Origin of the sequence: Mesorhizobium sp. M0618 (genome assembly GCF_040320765.1) — a bacterium.
GTDB lineage: Bacteria > Pseudomonadota > Alphaproteobacteria > Rhizobiales > Rhizobiaceae > Mesorhizobium.
The window spans coordinates 70,710-85,879 of record NZ_JAMYQH010000006.1; the positions used below are offsets into that span (position 1 = coordinate 70,710).

General features: G+C 63.1%; 13 protein-coding genes. 3 read left to right on the top strand and 10 right to left on the bottom strand.

Annotated features, from left to right (window positions below; translation table 11 throughout):
- Positions 1–2 precede the first annotated feature (2 nt).
- From NKJ04_RS08905 to NKJ04_RS08930, 6 genes are all read right to left on the bottom strand, one after another.
- Positions 3–3,164, bottom strand: a complete 3,162-nt coding sequence (locus NKJ04_RS08905) for an efflux RND transporter permease subunit (protein WP_352674392.1) — start codon at positions 3,162–3,164, stop codon at positions 3–5.
- Positions 3,161–4,417, bottom strand: coding sequence for an efflux RND transporter periplasmic adaptor subunit (locus NKJ04_RS08910; protein ID WP_352674394.1), 1,257 nt, complete (start codon positions 4,415–4,417; stop codon positions 3,161–3,163). The genes NKJ04_RS08905 and NKJ04_RS08910 overlap by 4 nt, the downstream gene beginning before the upstream one ends.
- A gap of 241 nt (positions 4,418–4,658) precedes the next feature.
- The gene (locus tag NKJ04_RS08915; protein WP_127293144.1) at positions 4,659–5,255 is read right to left on the bottom strand and encodes a LysE family translocator; all 597 of its coding nucleotides are present in this window, start codon (positions 5,253–5,255) and stop codon (positions 4,659–4,661) included.
- A 115-nt stretch (positions 5,256–5,370) separates the two neighbouring features.
- The gene (gene ilvN, locus NKJ04_RS08920; protein WP_023757090.1) at positions 5,371–5,943 is read right to left on the bottom strand and encodes an acetolactate synthase small subunit; all 573 of its coding nucleotides are present in this window, start codon (positions 5,941–5,943) and stop codon (positions 5,371–5,373) included.
- Between the two features lie 85 nt (positions 5,944–6,028).
- Complete coding sequence (locus NKJ04_RS08925; protein ID WP_081734942.1) at positions 6,029–7,810, bottom strand: acetolactate synthase 3 large subunit; 1,782 nt, start codon at positions 7,808–7,810, stop codon at positions 6,029–6,031.
- Between the two features lie 256 nt (positions 7,811–8,066).
- A complete protein-coding gene (locus tag NKJ04_RS08930; protein WP_352442862.1) occupies positions 8,067–9,221 on the bottom strand; it encodes a DUF6600 domain-containing protein in 1,155 nt (384 codons plus the stop codon).
- A 58-nt stretch (positions 9,222–9,279) separates the two neighbouring features.
- On the opposite strand from NKJ04_RS08930, the gene NKJ04_RS08935 reads away from it, so the two are divergent.
- Positions 9,280–9,519: a hypothetical protein gene (locus NKJ04_RS08935; RefSeq protein WP_352674395.1), complete on the top strand. Its 240-nt coding sequence runs from the start codon at positions 9,280–9,282 to the stop codon at positions 9,517–9,519.
- A 122-nt stretch (positions 9,520–9,641) separates the two neighbouring features.
- Positions 9,642–11,462 (top strand): NAD(P)-binding domain-containing protein, encoded by a 1,821-nt coding sequence (locus NKJ04_RS08940; RefSeq protein ID WP_352674397.1) that lies wholly within the window; start codon positions 9,642–9,644, stop codon positions 11,460–11,462.
- Positions 11,463–11,535: 73 nt separating this feature from the next.
- Here NKJ04_RS08940 and tmpB read toward each other — a convergent pair whose 3' ends face one another.
- Positions 11,536–12,126 carry a (R)-1-hydroxy-2-trimethylaminoethylphosphonate oxygenase gene (gene tmpB, locus NKJ04_RS08945; protein ID WP_127293138.1) on the bottom strand — a complete coding sequence of 197 codons (591 nt, stop codon included), beginning with the start codon at positions 12,124–12,126 and terminating at the stop codon, positions 11,536–11,538.
- Positions 12,123–13,274 carry a 2-trimethylaminoethylphosphonate dioxygenase gene (gene tmpA, locus NKJ04_RS08950; protein WP_352674399.1) on the bottom strand — a complete coding sequence of 384 codons (1,152 nt, stop codon included), beginning with the start codon at positions 13,272–13,274 and terminating at the stop codon, positions 12,123–12,125. The genes tmpB and tmpA overlap by 4 nt, the downstream gene beginning before the upstream one ends.
- 122 nt (positions 13,275–13,396) lie before the next feature.
- Here tmpA and NKJ04_RS08955 point away from each other — a divergent pair, with 122 nt between their 5' ends.
- Positions 13,397–14,281 (top strand): LysR family transcriptional regulator, encoded by an 885-nt coding sequence (locus NKJ04_RS08955; RefSeq protein WP_352674401.1) that lies wholly within the window; start codon positions 13,397–13,399, stop codon positions 14,279–14,281.
- Positions 14,282–14,285: 4 nt separating this feature from the next.
- On the opposite strand, the gene NKJ04_RS08960 is transcribed toward NKJ04_RS08955, so the two are convergent.
- Positions 14,286–14,813: a GNAT family N-acetyltransferase gene (locus tag NKJ04_RS08960; protein ID WP_352551877.1), complete on the bottom strand. Its 528-nt coding sequence runs from the start codon at positions 14,811–14,813 to the stop codon at positions 14,286–14,288.
- A gap of 44 nt (positions 14,814–14,857) precedes the next feature.
- Positions 14,858–15,166: a hypothetical protein gene (locus tag NKJ04_RS08965; protein ID WP_352551875.1), complete on the bottom strand. Its 309-nt coding sequence runs from the start codon at positions 15,164–15,166 to the stop codon at positions 14,858–14,860.
- Between the last annotated feature and the right edge of the window lie 4 nt (positions 15,167–15,170).

The following is a 15,170-nucleotide window of genomic DNA, read 5'->3' on the forward strand; positions in this document are numbered from 1 at the left end:
CATCATTCGGCCGCCGCCCGCTGCGGTTCGGGCAGCATGTCTTCCCTGGCCTCGAATAGCGACGGCTGATCCCCCGCTTCGACCGGGCTTGGCTCGCCCTTGCGCTTCGACCAAAGCCCGACCAGCCAGCCAGAGAAATTCTCCATGTAGACATAGATCACCGGCGTCACGAACAGGGTCAGCGCCTGCGAGGCAAGCAGACCACCGACAACGGCAACGCCCAGCGGCTGGCGCAATTCGGCGCTGGCCCCGGTGCCGAGCGCAATCGGGAATGTGCCCATCAGTGCCGCCAGCGTCGTCATCATGATCGGCCTGAACCGCATCAGGCAGGCCTTGTGGATCGACTCGGTCGCCGACATGCCGTCTCGTCGCAGTTCAAGCGCGACATCGACCATCATGATGCCGTTCTTCTTGACGATGCCGATCAGCATCAGGATGCCGATCACCGCGATGACAGACAGATCCATGCCGGCGAAGCGCAGCGCAACGACCGCTCCTAACACGGCCGACGGCAGGCCGGTGAGGATCGTCAGCGGGTGGATGAAGCTCTCGTAGAGGATGCCGAGCACGATGTAGATGGTCAGGATTGCGCCGCCGACCAGAAAACCCTGGTTGGCAAGAGAATCCTGGAAGGTCTTGGCCGTCCCGGCGAAGGTGGTCGAGATCACCGTCGGCATGCCGATCTGCTCCTTCAGCGCATTGATGCGCGTCACGCTGTCGCCCAGCGCCACGCCCTGCGGCAGATTGTAGGAGATGGTCACGGCTGGAAGCTGGCCGAGCTGGTTGACAGTCAGGGCGCCGGCCGTGCGATCGACCCGGGCGAAGGCGCCGAGCGGAACAAGACTGCCGCTCGCCGTTCTCATCTGGATGGCCAGCATCCGCTCGGGCGACCACTCGATCTTGGGATCGAGCTCGGTGATGACTTCGTAGCTGTCGGCCGAACCGAAGATTGTCGAAACCTGGTCGGTGCCGAACCCGCCATAGAGGGCGGAGCGCAACGTGTCGGTGTCGATACCGAGCTGGGCGGCCTTGTCGCGATCCACCACCAGCGTCGCCTGCAACGCATTGTTCTGCAGGTCGCTGGTGACGTCGGTGAAGTTCGCATGGTCGGCAGCCATCGCGTCGTTCAGTTTCTGCGCCCAAATATCGGTCAGGCCGGTATCAAGGCCCTGAACCACGAGCTGGTAGGCGCTTGCCGACGACCGCGAGCCCAGCCTCAAATTCTGCACCGGCTGCATGTAGGTCTCGATGCCCGCCACGCCGGCCAGTTGCTTGCGCAGATCCGAAAGCACCTTCTCGATATCGGGGCGCTGGTCCTTGCCCTTGAGCTGGACGAAAAGCTGCCCCTGATTGAGCGCATTGTTGCCGCTGCCCGCCGACCACGCCACATGGTCGACATAGGGCGAATGCGAGAAGACGCTGGCGACCTGTCCTTGCAGCCTGGACATGGCATCGAAAGAGATGTCCTGACGTGCGATGGTGGTCACCGATATCTGGCCGATGTCCTCCTGCGGGAAGAAACCCTTCGGCGAAGTCTGGATCAGCCACACCGACGCTGCCGCGGTGCCGACGAAGACGAGGAACACCAGGAAGGTGTGGCGCAGGCAGAAGCTCAAGACCCTGTCGTAGCCGCGGGTGACGAGGTCCTGCTTATGGCCGGGGCCATGCTTGTCACGGTCGGCTTTGGTTACCGACAGCAGCCGCGAGCACAGCATCGGCGTCAGCGTCAGCGACACGAACATCGACGCCAGGATGGCGACCGTCACCACGACGGCGAACTCGTTGAAGATGCGCCCGATGACGCCACCCATCAGCAGCACGGGGATGAACACCGCCACCAGCGAGATCGAGATCGAGATGATGGTGAAGCCGATTTCGCGCGCGCCCTTCAGCGATGCGTCGAAGGCCGACAGCCCGTCCTCCTCCATATGGCGGAAGATGTTTTCAAGCATCACGATGGCGTCGTCGACGACGAGGCCGACCGCCAGCGTCAGGCCCATCAGCGATATGTTGTCGATGGAAAAGCCGAACAGGAACATCGCGCCGAGCGTGGCGATCAGCGAGATCGGCACAGCCACGGCCGGAATGATCGTCGCCGTCACCCGGCGTAGGAACACGAAGATCACCATGATCACCAGGGCAATGGTGAGCAACAGCGTGAACTGCACGTCGCTGACCGCCTGCCGGATCGAACTGGAGCGGTCGTTAAGCAGCTTGATGTCGGCCGCGGCCGGCATCTGGTCCTTGAAGGACGGCAGCATCGCCTTGACCTTGTCGACGACGTCGACAGTGTTGGCATCGGGCTGGCGCTGCACGGCCATGATGATCGCGCGGGTGCCATCGTACCAACTTGCGGTGGTGGTGGTCTGCACCGAATCGACCACGCGGGTCACCTCGCCGAGCCGCACGGGATGACCGTTTTTGGTGGCGATGATGATGTTGGAGAAGCCGGCGGCGTCGGTCAGCTGCGTGTTGGCGGTGATGGTGAGCTGCTGCTTGTCGTTCTGCAGCACGCCCAGCGGCGTGTTGCTGTTGGCCGAGGCGACCGCCGCCTGCAGCTGATCGATCGAGATGCCGCGCGCGGCAAGCGCGGTCGGGTCGATCTGGATGCGCACCGCGTATTTCTGTTGACCGAAGATCGAGACCTGCGCCACGCCGTCGATGGTCGACAGCGACGGCGAGATGACATTTTCCGCGAAAGCATCGAGATCGGTCAGCGGAACCGTGTCGCTGACCAGCGACATCAAAAGGATCGGCGCGTCGGCCGGATTGACCTTGCGATAGCTCGGCGGCGCCGTCATCTGCGGCGGCAATGATTTCTGCGTGCGCGCGATCGCCGCCTGCACATCGGCCGCCGCCGCATCGATGTCGCGGTTGAGCACGAACTGGATGGCGATCGAGGTCTGGCCAAGCGAGTTCGTGGTCGAGATCGAATCGATGCCGGCGATGGTGGCAAACTGCTTGATCAGCGGCGTCGCCACCGATGTCGCCATGGTTTCCGGCGAGGCGCCGGGCAGCGAAGCCGAGACGTTGACCACCGGAAATTCCGCACTGGGCAGTGCCGCCACCGGCAGGAACTTGTAGGCAAACAGCCCGCCCAGCACGAGAGCGAACGACATCAGAAGGGTGGCGACGGGCCGGCGTATGCAGAATTCGGAGATCATTGGGCCGCCTCGCCGGCGTTGGTCGCCTCGGCCACCTTGGGAGCAGCATTCGCCGTGGCCTTGCCCTCATGCACCGCTGCGCCGTCCTTCAGCCTCGTCTGGCCTTCGGTGACGACCTTCTCACCGCTTTTCAGCCCCTGGCTGATGGCGCTGTTGTCGCCTTCGGTAAGCGCCACCTGTACCGGCCGCATCTCGACGGTATTATCCGGCTTGACCACATAGACGAACGGACCCTTCTGGCTAGGCTGCACCGCGACCGTCGGAACCGATGTCATCTGCGGCATGATGCCGGCGTCGAGCACGACATTCACATACTGGCCCGGCCATAGCGAAAGGTCAGCATTGGGAATGCTTGCCCGTGTGGCAATCGTGCCCGACGCGGTGTCGACGCTGGAATCGACGAAATCGAGCGTACCCTTGCCGATCGGCGTCGGGTCGCCATCCTTGGTCAGCGTCACCGCGTCCTGCTGCGGGTTGGCGAGCGCCTTGTGCAGCAGGGCCAGATTGCTCTCGGGAAGATTGAAGTTGACCTGCAGCGGGTCCATCTGGGTGACGGTCACCAGCGGGGTCGCCGTGCTGCTGTTGCCATTGCTGACGGTGACGAGATCGCCGACGGCGACGCTGACAGCGCCCAGCCTGCCGGAAATCGGCGCCGTGATCGTGGCGAAGCCAAGCTGGACATTGTCGGCGTCGATTGTCGCCTTGTCGGCATCGACAGTCGCTGCGGCAGCCTTCTGCGCGGCGACGGCCTGGTCGTAGGTCTGCTGCGTGCCGGCCTGCTTGGCGACCAGATCCTTGGCGCGCTGGAGATCGGACTGCGAGCTGGCGAGCATCGCCTGATCCTTGGCCAGCGCCGCTTGATCCTTGGCAAGCTGCGCCTTCAGCGCCCGGTCATCGAGCGAAAACAGCAGATCGCCGGTCTTGACCATCTGCCCGTCCTTGACGTCGATGGACACGATCTGGCTGGACACGCGCGCATTGATGTTGACGACGGCTGGAGAGGAGACGAAGCCGATCGCGTAGCGCCGGATCGGGAAATCGGCTGTCGAGGCGACGGCCGAGAGGATCGAGGCCGAGCGCCCGGCATTGTCGGCCTTCTTGTCCGAAGCCGTGGCCTGTTTGTCCGGCGCGGCAACCTGCTTTGCGCCGATAACCTGCTGGACCCTGCCCAGCGCATCAGGCGAGAGATAAAGCCACCCGGCCGCACCCAGGCAGGCGACGGCCAGCAACGAAAGAACGACTTTTCCACGCATGGTCAAAGGCCCTCTCCACCCGACACGTCGTGGTCCGATGGTTCTTTCCAACGCGGCCCGTTGCCGCGATTTCGCCGAATAGATAGGACACGCCTTTGTCGGAAAAGGGCCAAAAGGCGGCATTACGAAGATTTAATGTGCACTGCACAACGGATGTGCAACACGGGCTCAATCCCGATCTGGGCGGTACGCCCGAGACTCCGGATCCTGTCCCTTAAAGATCAGATGATGCGCCCCGGGCCTACCTCAGCATCGGCCAAAGCGTCGCCGCCAGCAGCACGCCCATGGCGATGTTGAACCATTTCAGCCGCACCGGGTCCGACAGGAAACCGCGCAGTGCGGTGCCGAACCCAGCCCACACCGAGACGCTCGGCAAATTGACGATGGTGAAAGCCACGGCGATCAACACCACCGACAGGAACGGGTGCTCGGCATTGGCATAGACGGCCATGGCGGTGATCGCCATCACCCACGCCTTGGGATTGACCCACTGGAATGCGGCTGCCTCGATGAAGCGCATGGGCCGCGCTTTCGTCTCGCCTTTGCCGGTCAGCGTGCGCGACATGGCGATCTTCCAGGCGAGGTACAAAAGATAGGCGCCGCCAGCGATCTTGAGCGCCGTATGCAGCGCCGGAAACGCCGTCAACACAGCGCCGAGGCCAAGACCGACGGCAAGCAGCAGCACGAGGAAACCCATGCTGATGCCCAGCATGTGCGGAACGGTTCTGACGAGGCCGAAATTCACGCCCGATGCCAAAAGCATGAGATTGTTTGGCCCCGGCGTGATCGACGTCACGAAGGCGTAGACAAGCAGGGCAAGGAATGCGTCGAGCGACATGGATATCTTCCCTGACAAGTCAGCATCTTGTCTCTTCTCGGCGACCCCGCAAAGGCTACGGACGGCCTCACCATGGAAACTGGCTGACGCGTTCGACGCCAGCCCCGCCGAAGTCCTACATCGCCTGCGGGCCGCGGTTCAACGCTGCCACGCCGGTGCGGCAGATTTCGACCAGGCCGAGCGGTTTCATGATGGCGATGAACTGGTCGATCTTGGAGCCTTTGCCGGTGATCTCGAAGATGAAATGCTCGGTGTTGGCGTCGATGACGCTGGCGCGGAACGCATCGGCCAGGCGCAACGCCTCGACCCGGGCCTCGCCGGTGCCGGCGACTTTGACCAGCGCCAGTTCGCGCTCCAGCGGCCGCTCCTGGCCGGATTCATGCGAACGCACGGTCAGGTCGACGACGCGGTGAACCGGCACGATGCGCTCGAGCTGGTGCTTGATCTGCTCCAGCACATGCGGCGTGCCGCGCGTCACGATGGTGATGCGCGACAGGTGTTTTTCATGCTCGGTCTCGGAGACGGTCAGGCTCTCGATGTTGTAGCCACGCCCGGAAAACAGGCCGATGACCCTGGCAAGCACGCCCGGCTCGTTGTCGACCAGCACGGAAAGCGTGTGGTTTTCCGGCTTTTCCGTCTCCTTGGCGATGAAATAGGCGGAGCCGGTCGGTTGTAGCTGTGCGTTCATGACATGAATCTCGTTTTTCAAGCTCTTGAGCTAATTCTCTGTTTCGCAGGGCTTTCTCGCGACAGCCCTGCCTTGGTTCTGCCGGCTACACCAGTTCCCTGCCCTTGGCGTCGATGGCATTGGCCACCGCCTCGTCGGTCGCCTCGTCGGGCAACAGCATCTCATTGTGCGCCTTGCCCGACGGAATCATCGGGAAGCAGTTGGCGAGCGTCGCCACGCGGCAGTCGAACAGCACCGGCTTCCTGACCGAGATCATCTCCTTGATCGCGTCGTCCAGCTCGTCCGGCTTCTCGCAGCGAATGCCGTGGCCGCCATAGGCCTCGGCCAGCTTGACGAAGTCCGGCATCGCCTCGGTGTAGGAATGCGACAGCCGGTTGCCGTGCAGCAACTGCTGCCACTGCCGCACCATGCCCATATACTGGTTGTTCAAGATAAAGATCTTGATCGGCGCGTCGTGCTGCACGGCCGCGCTCATCTCCTGCATCGTCATCTGCACGGAGGCGTCGCCGGCAATGTCGATTACCAGCGCGCCTGGATGCGCGATCTGCACGCCGAGTGCCGCCGGCAGGCCGTAACCCATCGTGCCCAGCCCTCCCGACGTCATCCAGCGGTTCGGCTTCTCGAAATGATAGTGCTGCGCCGCCCACATCTGGTGCTGGCCGACCTCGGTGGTGATGTAGGTGTCCAGACCCTTGGTCAGTTCGTAGAGCCGCTCGATGGCGTATTGCGGCATGATCACGTCGTTGTTCATCTTGTAGGCGAGCGAGTCGCGCGCACGCCATTTGGCGATCTGCTCCCACCAGGGGTAGAGCGCCTTCTTGTCGGCCTTGGCGCTCGCACGCCACAAACGCACCATATCCTCCAGCACCCGGCCGACATCGCCGATGATCGGGACCTCGGTGTGGACGTTCTTGTTGATCGACGACGGATCGATGTCGATGTGGATCTTCTTCGAGTTCGGCGAGAAGGCGGTCAGCCGCCCGGTGATGCGGTCGTCGAAACGCGCGCCGATGCAGATCATCACGTCGCAGTCATGCATGGCCATGTTGGCTTCATAGGTGCCGTGCATGCCGAGCATGCCCATCCAGTTCTTGCCCGATGCTGGATAGGCGCCGAGGCCCATCAGCGTCGAGGTGATCGGGAAACCGGTGAGATCGACCAGTTCGCGCAGCAGATGGCTCGCTTCCGGGCCGGAATTGATGACGCCGCCGCCGCTGTAGATGATCGGCTTCTTGGCACCGGCCATCAGCTCGACCGCCGCCTTGATCTTTTCCAGGTCGCCCTGGACCTTTGGCTGGTAGCTGGTGCGCGGCGCGATCTGCGGCGGGACGTAGAATCCCCTGGCGAACTGCACGTCCTTCGGGATATCGACGACGACCGGACCGGGGCGGCCGGTGGTCGCGACATGGAAAGCCTCGTGGATGGTCGCAGCGAGCTCGTTCACGTCCTTCACCAGCCAGTTGTGCTTGGTGCAGGGGCGGGTAATGCCAACCGTATCGCATTCCTGAAAAGCGTCGGAGCCGATCAGCGAGGTCGGCACCTGCCCCGTCAGGCAGACCAGCGGGATCGAATCCATCAGCGCGTCCTGCAGCGGCGTCACGGCATTGGTGGCGCCGGGACCGGAGGTCACCAGCATGACGCCGGCCTTGCCGGTCGAGCGCGCATAGCCTTCGGCTGCATGGCCGGCGCCCTGCTCGTGGCGCACCAGTATGTGCTCGACATCGTCCTGCTGGAAGATCTCGTCATAGATCGGAAGGACAGCGCCGCCGGGATAGCCGAAGACATGCTTGACGCCATTGTCCTTCAGCGCCTGCACCACCATTTCGGCACCTGTCATCTCGCGCCGCTCGTTCTGTCCGTTGCTCATCGGTCTGGTCCCGTACTGTCGCCATTGGGCGTTTGCTGGTCGTTTAGTCGTGTTTCAGGCAATAAAAAAGGCCCCCGAGGGAGCCTGTGTCTTGCGCATGGGGGGTTTTTGCCCGGCGGTTACACCGCCTTGCCCACGCGCTTTCCTACGAGAATGAGTGCCGTTTTCATGGTGGCGGACACTAAGGGCGGGCAAGGCAGCCTGTCAACGGGAAAAATCGCGCCGGCGCGCACAGCGTACAGGCGCGACTGCGGTGTCAGCCCGGCGCCTTGCAGCGGGAAACGCGTGGATCGCATTTGGACGCCTTCCTGGCCTCCATCTTCTCTGGCGGATGGTGGGGTGCCACCCTTGCCGGGCCATGGTGCTGGGGCATGTGCATTGCCAACGCTTGCTGATGCGGCTTTTGTTGCCCGCCACCGAGTGCAAGACGCTGCCCCGAAACCGGCTTGGGCGAAACCGGTTTGGGCGACGATTTGACAACGATGCGTCCGTCGCCCGCGGTCCTGTCGACATGCAGCTTGAGCGCATCGGCCTTCGCGCCGTTGCCGGCGACCATCCGCTTGCTCACGGCGTCGCCAGGCTTCACGACGGCCGGATTGCTGGCAGCCACCGCGCCGGGGGAAATGGCCTTGCCGCCGATCGCAGTCTTGGAGCCCGCCACGATTTGCCCGTTCCCCTTTGTATTGCCGGCAAGTCTCTTGATCTCGGCGCCCCTGGAAGCATCGAGCCGTGCACTGGCAAACACGCCTTTGCGCGGAGGAACCAATTTTGCCGCCTTGATCGACTCGATGACGGGCTTCGGGAGTTGCTGCAGCCGGGGTCCGGCATTGATTGCAACCACCTGATTGCCAAGCCGCACGTGCGGCGCCTTGTTGACCAGGACCGTCTGGTTGATGATCGTCGTGTTGCGCACGATGCCGACGTTCTCAGTGGCAGGCCGTACCACTCTGACCAGATCGACCGCGCCGATCGCCGCCACCGGCACGAAACACCACCAGGAATCGGCGAAGGCGACATCTACGTCGGGTGGTGCCGGCGCCCAGCCGACATCATTGCCGCCCTGGCGCCAGACCACCCAGGCTGGCGCCCATTGATCGCCGGCGATCCACACCCAGCCGAAATCGGGATCGTAGGCCCAGCGGCCATAGTGATAGACGACATCGCCGAATGGCTCGGTGGACTGCCAGTACCAGCCATCGTCGGTCCAGACCCACCTGCCTTCGGTGTAGGGCCGCCATTCGGTACGGACCGAGGGAACCCAGACATCGCCGAAGCGGCTGGAGGTTCGCCATCCGCCATAGTTCGAAAGCCTTTCGCGGACGGTAACGGCAATTTCCGCCGCATGCGCCTGCGTTCCGGGCAGCACCAGCGGGCCGGTCAGGGTCGCGCTCAAGGCCATGACCGCGGCCATTGCCGCTGCGCGTCCACGCCGGCCAAGGGAGCGACATGAAGACGCTTGGATAAAAGGTATGATGATCATAACGGGCTCCAGAGTTCCGCATCCAGAAAATCCCGGGAACCGTCCTGTTGCCCGCCACCCCTTCCCGGCTTCTCACCGATCGGTTGTCATCGGCCTCGGTGACCGCATTGCGGCATTTGACCATCAATTTTGCGCGACCGGCGCGGCATTCACAAATGGGACGTTCGTTTCCGGCGCCCGGGCGATTCCGAAACCGTCCGGCGATCTCATTTATAGGATAGACCATTGAAATCGCTGGAAACTATGGTGGGGCGTGACGAGGGCCGCCATCTCTGACGATACTTGATCGTCCGGCGGCGAGCCCGGCGGAGCCACCACCATGACGATCTGGATTTCACGGGAGGAAACCTGATGCTCGACAAGCCCTCTAGCAAGAACACGGCCCCTAGCAAGAAACTGTCCGACCTGCTCGATCAATTCGGCGCCGCGCTTGCTGCCAATGACATCGAGAAGGCGGTCGATTGCTTTCAGGAGGATTGCTACTGGCGCGACCTTGTTACCTTCACCTGGAACATCAAGACCATGGAAGGCCGCGACCAGGTCCGCGACATGCTGAAAAGCCAGTTGTCGAACACCAGGCCATCGCATTTTTCAATCGCCAAGGGCGAGGACGCGACCGAGAGCGGCGGGCTGATCGAGGGCTGGATCAGCTTCGAGACGGAAGTGGCACGCGGCTTCGGTCATATCAGGCTGAAGGACGGCAAGATCTGGACGCTGCTGACCACCATGGCCGAGCTGAAAGGCCACGAGGAGCCGGCAGGCTTTGCGCGGCCGATGGGCGCCAGGCACGGCTCGGGCAAGAACCGTCCGACATGGAAAGAAGAACGCGAGAGGGAAGCCGCCGAGCTCGGCTTCAAGACGCAGCCCTATACGGTCATCATCGGCGGCGGCCAGGGCGGCATCGCGCTCGGCGCGCGGCTGCGGCAGCTCGGCGTGCCGACCATCATCATCGAGAAGAACGAGCGGGCCGGCGACAGCTGGCGCAAGCGCTACAAGTCGCTCTGCCTGCATGACCCGGTCTGGTACGACCATCTGCCCTATATCGATTTCCCGAAGAACTGGCCGGTTTTCTCGCCCAAGGACAAGATCGGCGACTGGCTGGAAATGTATACCAAGGTGATGGAGCTGAATTACTGGTCCTCGACCGAGGCCAAAAGCGCGTCCTATGACGACAAGACGAAGGAATGGACCGTTCTCGTCCACCGCGACGGCAAGGACATCACGCTGAAGCCGAAGCAGCTGGTGTTGGCCACCGGACAGTCCGGCAAGGCCAATCTGCCAAAATTCAAGGGCATGGAGACCTTCAAGGGAGACCAACACCACTCCTCGAAGCATCCGGGTCCCGACGCCTATGCCGGCAAAAAGGCCGTCGTCATAGGCTCCAACAATTCCGCCCACGACATTGCCGCGGCCCTTTGGGAAGCCGGCGCCGACGTGACCATGGTGCAGCGCTCGAGCACCCATATCTCCAGGTCCGACACGTTGATGGAAATTGGACTGGGTTCGCTCTATTCGGAGCAGGCGCTGCAGAATGGCATCACCACCGCCAAGGCCGATCTCATCTTCGCTTCGCTGCCCTACAAGATCCTGCACGAGTTCCAGATCCCGGCCTATGCCGAGATGAAGAAGCGCGACGCGGCATTCTACAAGGGTCTGGAAAAGGCCGGCTTCATGCTCGACTGGGGCGACGACGAATCCGGCCTGTTCATGAAGTATCTCCGGCGCGGCTCCGGCTATTATATCGATGTTGGCGCCTCGCAGCTGGTCATCGATGGTTCGATCAAGCTGAAGAGCGGCGTCGACGTCGAGGAAATCAAGCAGCACTCTGTTCTGCTCAGCGACGGGTCGGAACTGCCTGCGGACCTCATCGTCTACGCCACCGGGTACGGCTCGATGAACGGTTGGGCCGCCGATCTGATATCTCGCGAAACCGCCGACAAGGTCGGCAAATGCTGGGGCCTCGGCTCGAACACCACCAAGGATCCCGGCCCCTGGGAAGGTGAGCTGCGCAACATGTGGAAGCCGACGCAACAGGAAGCGCTGTGGTTCCACGGCGGCAATCTGCACCAGTCACGTCACTATTCGCAATTTCTGTCGCTGCAATTGAAGGCGCGGCATGAAGGGATCGCGACGCCGGTCTACGGGCTGCAGCAGGTGCACCACAAGGGGTAGGCGAGCGCCATTCCGGCGAAGCCGGAAGAAAGAAGGAGGCACGGCTTGCACCCTGCCTCCTTCCCTAGGGAATTTACGCCGGCTTACCCGCGGCGAACTGCATCACCACCCGCTGCAGCAGCGGCACGTAATCGCGAAATGTCCGTGTCTTCATGTTGGCGATCTTGCCGCTCTCGTCCCAGATGCGGACCCGGACCGCTTCCTCATGGAAGGGGTTCTTGCGGAACTCGGCGACCTCCTCGGCATTCATCGGCCCGCCCTGCAGCGACAGCGTGTGCACCGAGGCCTGCGAAAGCCTGCCGAAATAGGTCGGGTCGGTGGCGCAGAGATAGCGCTTGGCGGCGACATGCAGCCTGACGCATTCGACGATGACAGGTGGAAAGAACGGCGCCAGCACCTCGCCGCCGGCCTCGTCATGATGCTTGTCCTCGACATCCTCGGGCGAATAGGTGCCGAACTCGCTGGTGTAATGGCCGATGTCGTGCAGCAGCGCCGCCGCCACCAGTTCGTCCGGCGCGCCGTCCTTTTCAGCGAACCAGGCACCCTGCAGCATGTGCTCCGACATGGTGACGGGTTCGCCGAGATAGGATTCGGCGCCCCGGCGCTCGAAGATGTCGGCGATGAACTCGACGATGGTGTCCGCGTTCAAATCCTGGCCGCTCATTCCGCGGCCTCCTTGAACCCGTGCTCGATTGCCGCGAGCGTCGACAGCAGACCGTCCTTGTCTGCGTAGCAACCCTGCAGCCAGCGCTTACCGGTACCGGAAAACGCCTTGCGGGCATGCATGACGCGGGTGTTGTCGACGATGAACGCTTGCCCCGCTTCGAGCTTGAACGTCACCTCGAAGGATGGATCCTCGATCAGTTCCGCAAACCGGCGATAGGCGGCGTAGTACGCTTCCATATCGCTGAACGGCACGTCGACCGTCGGCGCCAGCGAGCGGTTGTTGAAGCGGATGCAAATCAGCTCGCCATCGGGCCCGAGCTCGATCATCGGCCGCTTCGCGTGCAGCCGCACGCCGGAAGAGCCGGCATACTCGAAGCGCGCCGGGCATGAGCTCAGCAGCCGGAAGCCTTCCGGGTTCTCAGCCTGCAGCGCAGCCGCGACTGCAAACCCATCGACGACACTGGACTCGCCGCCCTCAACCGTATTCTCGATGCAGGACAGGATCTGCAGCGTCGGCACAGGGTCGCGATAGGGATTGTCGGTGTGCGCCTGGAGGCCGAGATTCGTGTAGGCGAGATTGTTCGGATTGACCTCGGCGCGCACTTCGAACCAGCGCCCGTAATTGGTTTCCCTGATGTAGCCGAAAAGATCGGACACTTTGCACAGTGCCCCGGATTCGGTCGGCAGATCGTCCATCACCGCGAAGCCACAGGTTTTCACCGCCGACAGCCATTGCCCCAGCACAGCGCGATCGCGGCTGGCCGCAACATAGCCGGCGCGCGGCACCGAATTCTGCATCGAGGCCTTGGTCCATCGCACGGTGGCCTCGCCTGTCCAGCCGGGCTGGCGGCCTGCGTCACGATCATAGGCATTGGCGCTCAGCCATGCCGCGGGAAAGCTGACCGTCTTCTGCTCGGGCACGAAGCTGACTTCCAGGGCGCCGCCTTTGATCGACGCGGCGCCGATCCTGGTGTCGGCGGGAATGTCGAGAATGGTGATGAGCCGTTGACCATTGCCGGCGCTGCGCGTCTTGTCGTCCAGCGCATTGTCGCGCAGCCACATGGCGTGAAAACGGCTGCGCGACCCGTCCTGCCAGCCAAGGTCGATTGTTCTGCCTTCGTCGCCGATCCGCGCCTGGGTGAGCATGGAGATCCGTTCCTGTCCATTGCGTCCCCCGCAGCCTGATCCGCAGGGTTTCTATTGCATGTTGATCGCGCGACAGACATAACTCAAATTATCATTTTTTAGCCAATGACCGCAGAATAATAATGGCTCGTACAAATACACCGGTGCCGCCTCTGGACTGGCTGCGCAGTTTCGAGGCGGCGGCGCGGCTGTCGAATTTCAGCGCGGCGGCAGCCGAGCTCGGTCTCACCCAGGCAGCCGTCAGCCAGCACATCCGGTTTCTCGAGGAGCGGCTCAAAACACGTTTGTTTTCGCGGCTGGCGCGGGGCGTCGCACTGTCGCCGGAGGGAGCAGCCTACCTGCCTCACATCCAGTCGGCCTTCGCCACCATCGGCAACAGCACCGCGGAACTGTTCGAGCCGCGTGCCGTCCAGACCGTGACCATCCGGGCGCCGATCTCCTTTGCCTTGCTCATGCTGGTTCCGGCGCTGCCCGATCTGGCAAAGTCACTGCCGCGCATCCAGCTCGATCTGGTGACGATCCATCGCCCTGCTGACTACGATCTGCCGGGCTCGGTGCTCGACATCCGCTTCGGCAACGGATCCTTCCCCGGCCGCGAAGCCGACAGGCTGACCGCCGAGCGGCTCGTGCCGGTGGCCGCACCTGCGCTCGCCGGCGACGACGACTGGCCTTCCCAACCGCTGCTTCTGGTCGCCGGCGCGCGCGAGATGTGGGCGGAATGGTTCGCCGCCGCTGGACTGGCTGGCCATCCCAGGCGATCGCACCGCTTCGACAGTTTCGTTACCGCCATGGAGGCGGCGAGCGCCGGCGCCGGCGTGCTTTTGGGCTCGCGGCCGCTGGTCGATGCGGCGCTCGACAGCAAGACGCTGGTCAGGCTTTCCGACTATGAACTTTCCAGCACATCGGGGCATTTCCTGACCAAGGCGTCGACCGCGCGCCTGACCGGTGCCGAGCAGGATTTCCGGAAGTGGCTGCTGTCGCGCCTCTCCGGTTCGGCGCCGGCATGACTGGTTACGAGATTGGCCTGATCCGCTTCCAGTAGATCAGCGTGCCGGTCAGCCCGCCATGCGGCTTCAGGGCATAGTCCGGTATCTCGCCGGCCAGCGTGAAGCCCAGCCGCTCATAGAGGCCGGAAGCGCCCTCCTCGGTTGCCGTGTCCAGAACCAGCAGCGTGCGGCCTTTCTCCACCGCAAGGCTCTCGGCGGCCCGCATCAGGCGCGTTCCCACACCCCTGCCCCGGTGGTCGACTGATGTCATCAGTTTGGCGATCTCGGCCCGGTGCGGCTGGTTGGGCGGGCAGTCGAGCAGCAAGGTCACGGTGCCGACCAGGTTTTTGCCATCCCAGGCGCCAAGCACCGATCTTTCGCCCCTTGCCGCCGCGGCCAGCGATTTTTCCCAGAACGTCCTTGCCGCCTGCGGCGCCAACGGATGCATGAAGCTGACCGAACCGCCGGCCGCCACCGTTGCGACCAGCAATTCGGCCAGCATGTCCTGCGTCTCGGCAGCCGGGTTCAGGGTTGCGATCTCGATCGAGTTCATGTGCAGGATATCCTGTGATTGAGATAGAAGCGGGCGCATTGCTGTCAGTCCAGATGGCGCGCGCGGCGTCGCTTTCGCGCCGCCTTGATGGCGCTGATGCGGTCGGCGTCTTCGTGCCCGAGATGCCGCCCGCGCTCGAGGATCTCGAGCGTGTACTCCTCATAGGTCAGGCCAAGCCGCTCGGCTCTGTCCATGCGCAGCAGCATGACCTCGTGGCTCGGCGCCTTCCACGCCTTGGCATGGGCGGCCTGCCAGGCAAGAAAGATGTAGGGATCGCCCTTGCCCCATGGCGGGCTCTTGTACTCATCGAGAGGCGGCCCCCCATTATGGGAGCGCTTTGGTCTTCTTGCCATTGTG

What these genes read in the sequence shown, in the direction of transcription:
- NKJ04_RS08905 (WP_352674392.1), bottom strand. Translation starts at nt 3,164, where the DNA reads ATGATCTCCGAATTCTGCATACGCCGGCCCGTCGCCACCCTTCTGATG.
- ilvN (WP_023757090.1), bottom strand. Translation starts at nt 5,943, where the DNA reads ATGAACGCACAGCTACAACCGACCGGCTCCGCCTATTTCATCGCCAAG.
- tmpA (WP_352674399.1), bottom strand. Translation starts at nt 13,274, where the DNA reads ATGCTCACCCAGGCGCGGATCGGCGACGAAGGCAGAACAATCGACCTT.
- NKJ04_RS08940 (WP_352674397.1), top strand. Translation starts at nt 9,642, where the DNA reads ATGCTCGACAAGCCCTCTAGCAAGAACACGGCCCCTAGCAAGAAACTG.
- NKJ04_RS08915 (WP_127293144.1), bottom strand. Translation starts at nt 5,255, where the DNA reads ATGTCGCTCGACGCATTCCTTGCCCTGCTTGTCTACGCCTTCGTGACG.
- NKJ04_RS08960 (WP_352551877.1), bottom strand. Translation starts at nt 14,813, where the DNA reads ATGAACTCGATCGAGATCGCAACCCTGAACCCGGCTGCCGAGACGCAG.
- NKJ04_RS08935 (WP_352674395.1), top strand. Translation starts at nt 9,280, where the DNA reads ATGATGATCATAACGGGCTCCAGAGTTCCGCATCCAGAAAATCCCGGG.
- NKJ04_RS08930 (WP_352442862.1), bottom strand. Translation starts at nt 9,221, where the DNA reads ATGGCCGCGGTCATGGCCTTGAGCGCGACCCTGACCGGCCCGCTGGTG.
- NKJ04_RS08925 (WP_081734942.1), bottom strand. Translation starts at nt 7,810, where the DNA reads ATGAGCAACGGACAGAACGAGCGGCGCGAGATGACAGGTGCCGAAATG.
- NKJ04_RS08965 (WP_352551875.1), bottom strand. Translation starts at nt 15,166, where the DNA reads ATGGCAAGAAGACCAAAGCGCTCCCATAATGGGGGGCCGCCTCTCGAT.
- NKJ04_RS08910 (WP_352674394.1), bottom strand. Translation starts at nt 4,417, where the DNA reads ATGCGTGGAAAAGTCGTTCTTTCGTTGCTGGCCGTCGCCTGCCTGGGT.
- NKJ04_RS08955 (WP_352674401.1), top strand. Translation starts at nt 13,397, where the DNA reads ATGGCTCGTACAAATACACCGGTGCCGCCTCTGGACTGGCTGCGCAGT.
- tmpB (WP_127293138.1), bottom strand. Translation starts at nt 12,126, where the DNA reads ATGAGCGGCCAGGATTTGAACGCGGACACCATCGTCGAGTTCATCGCC.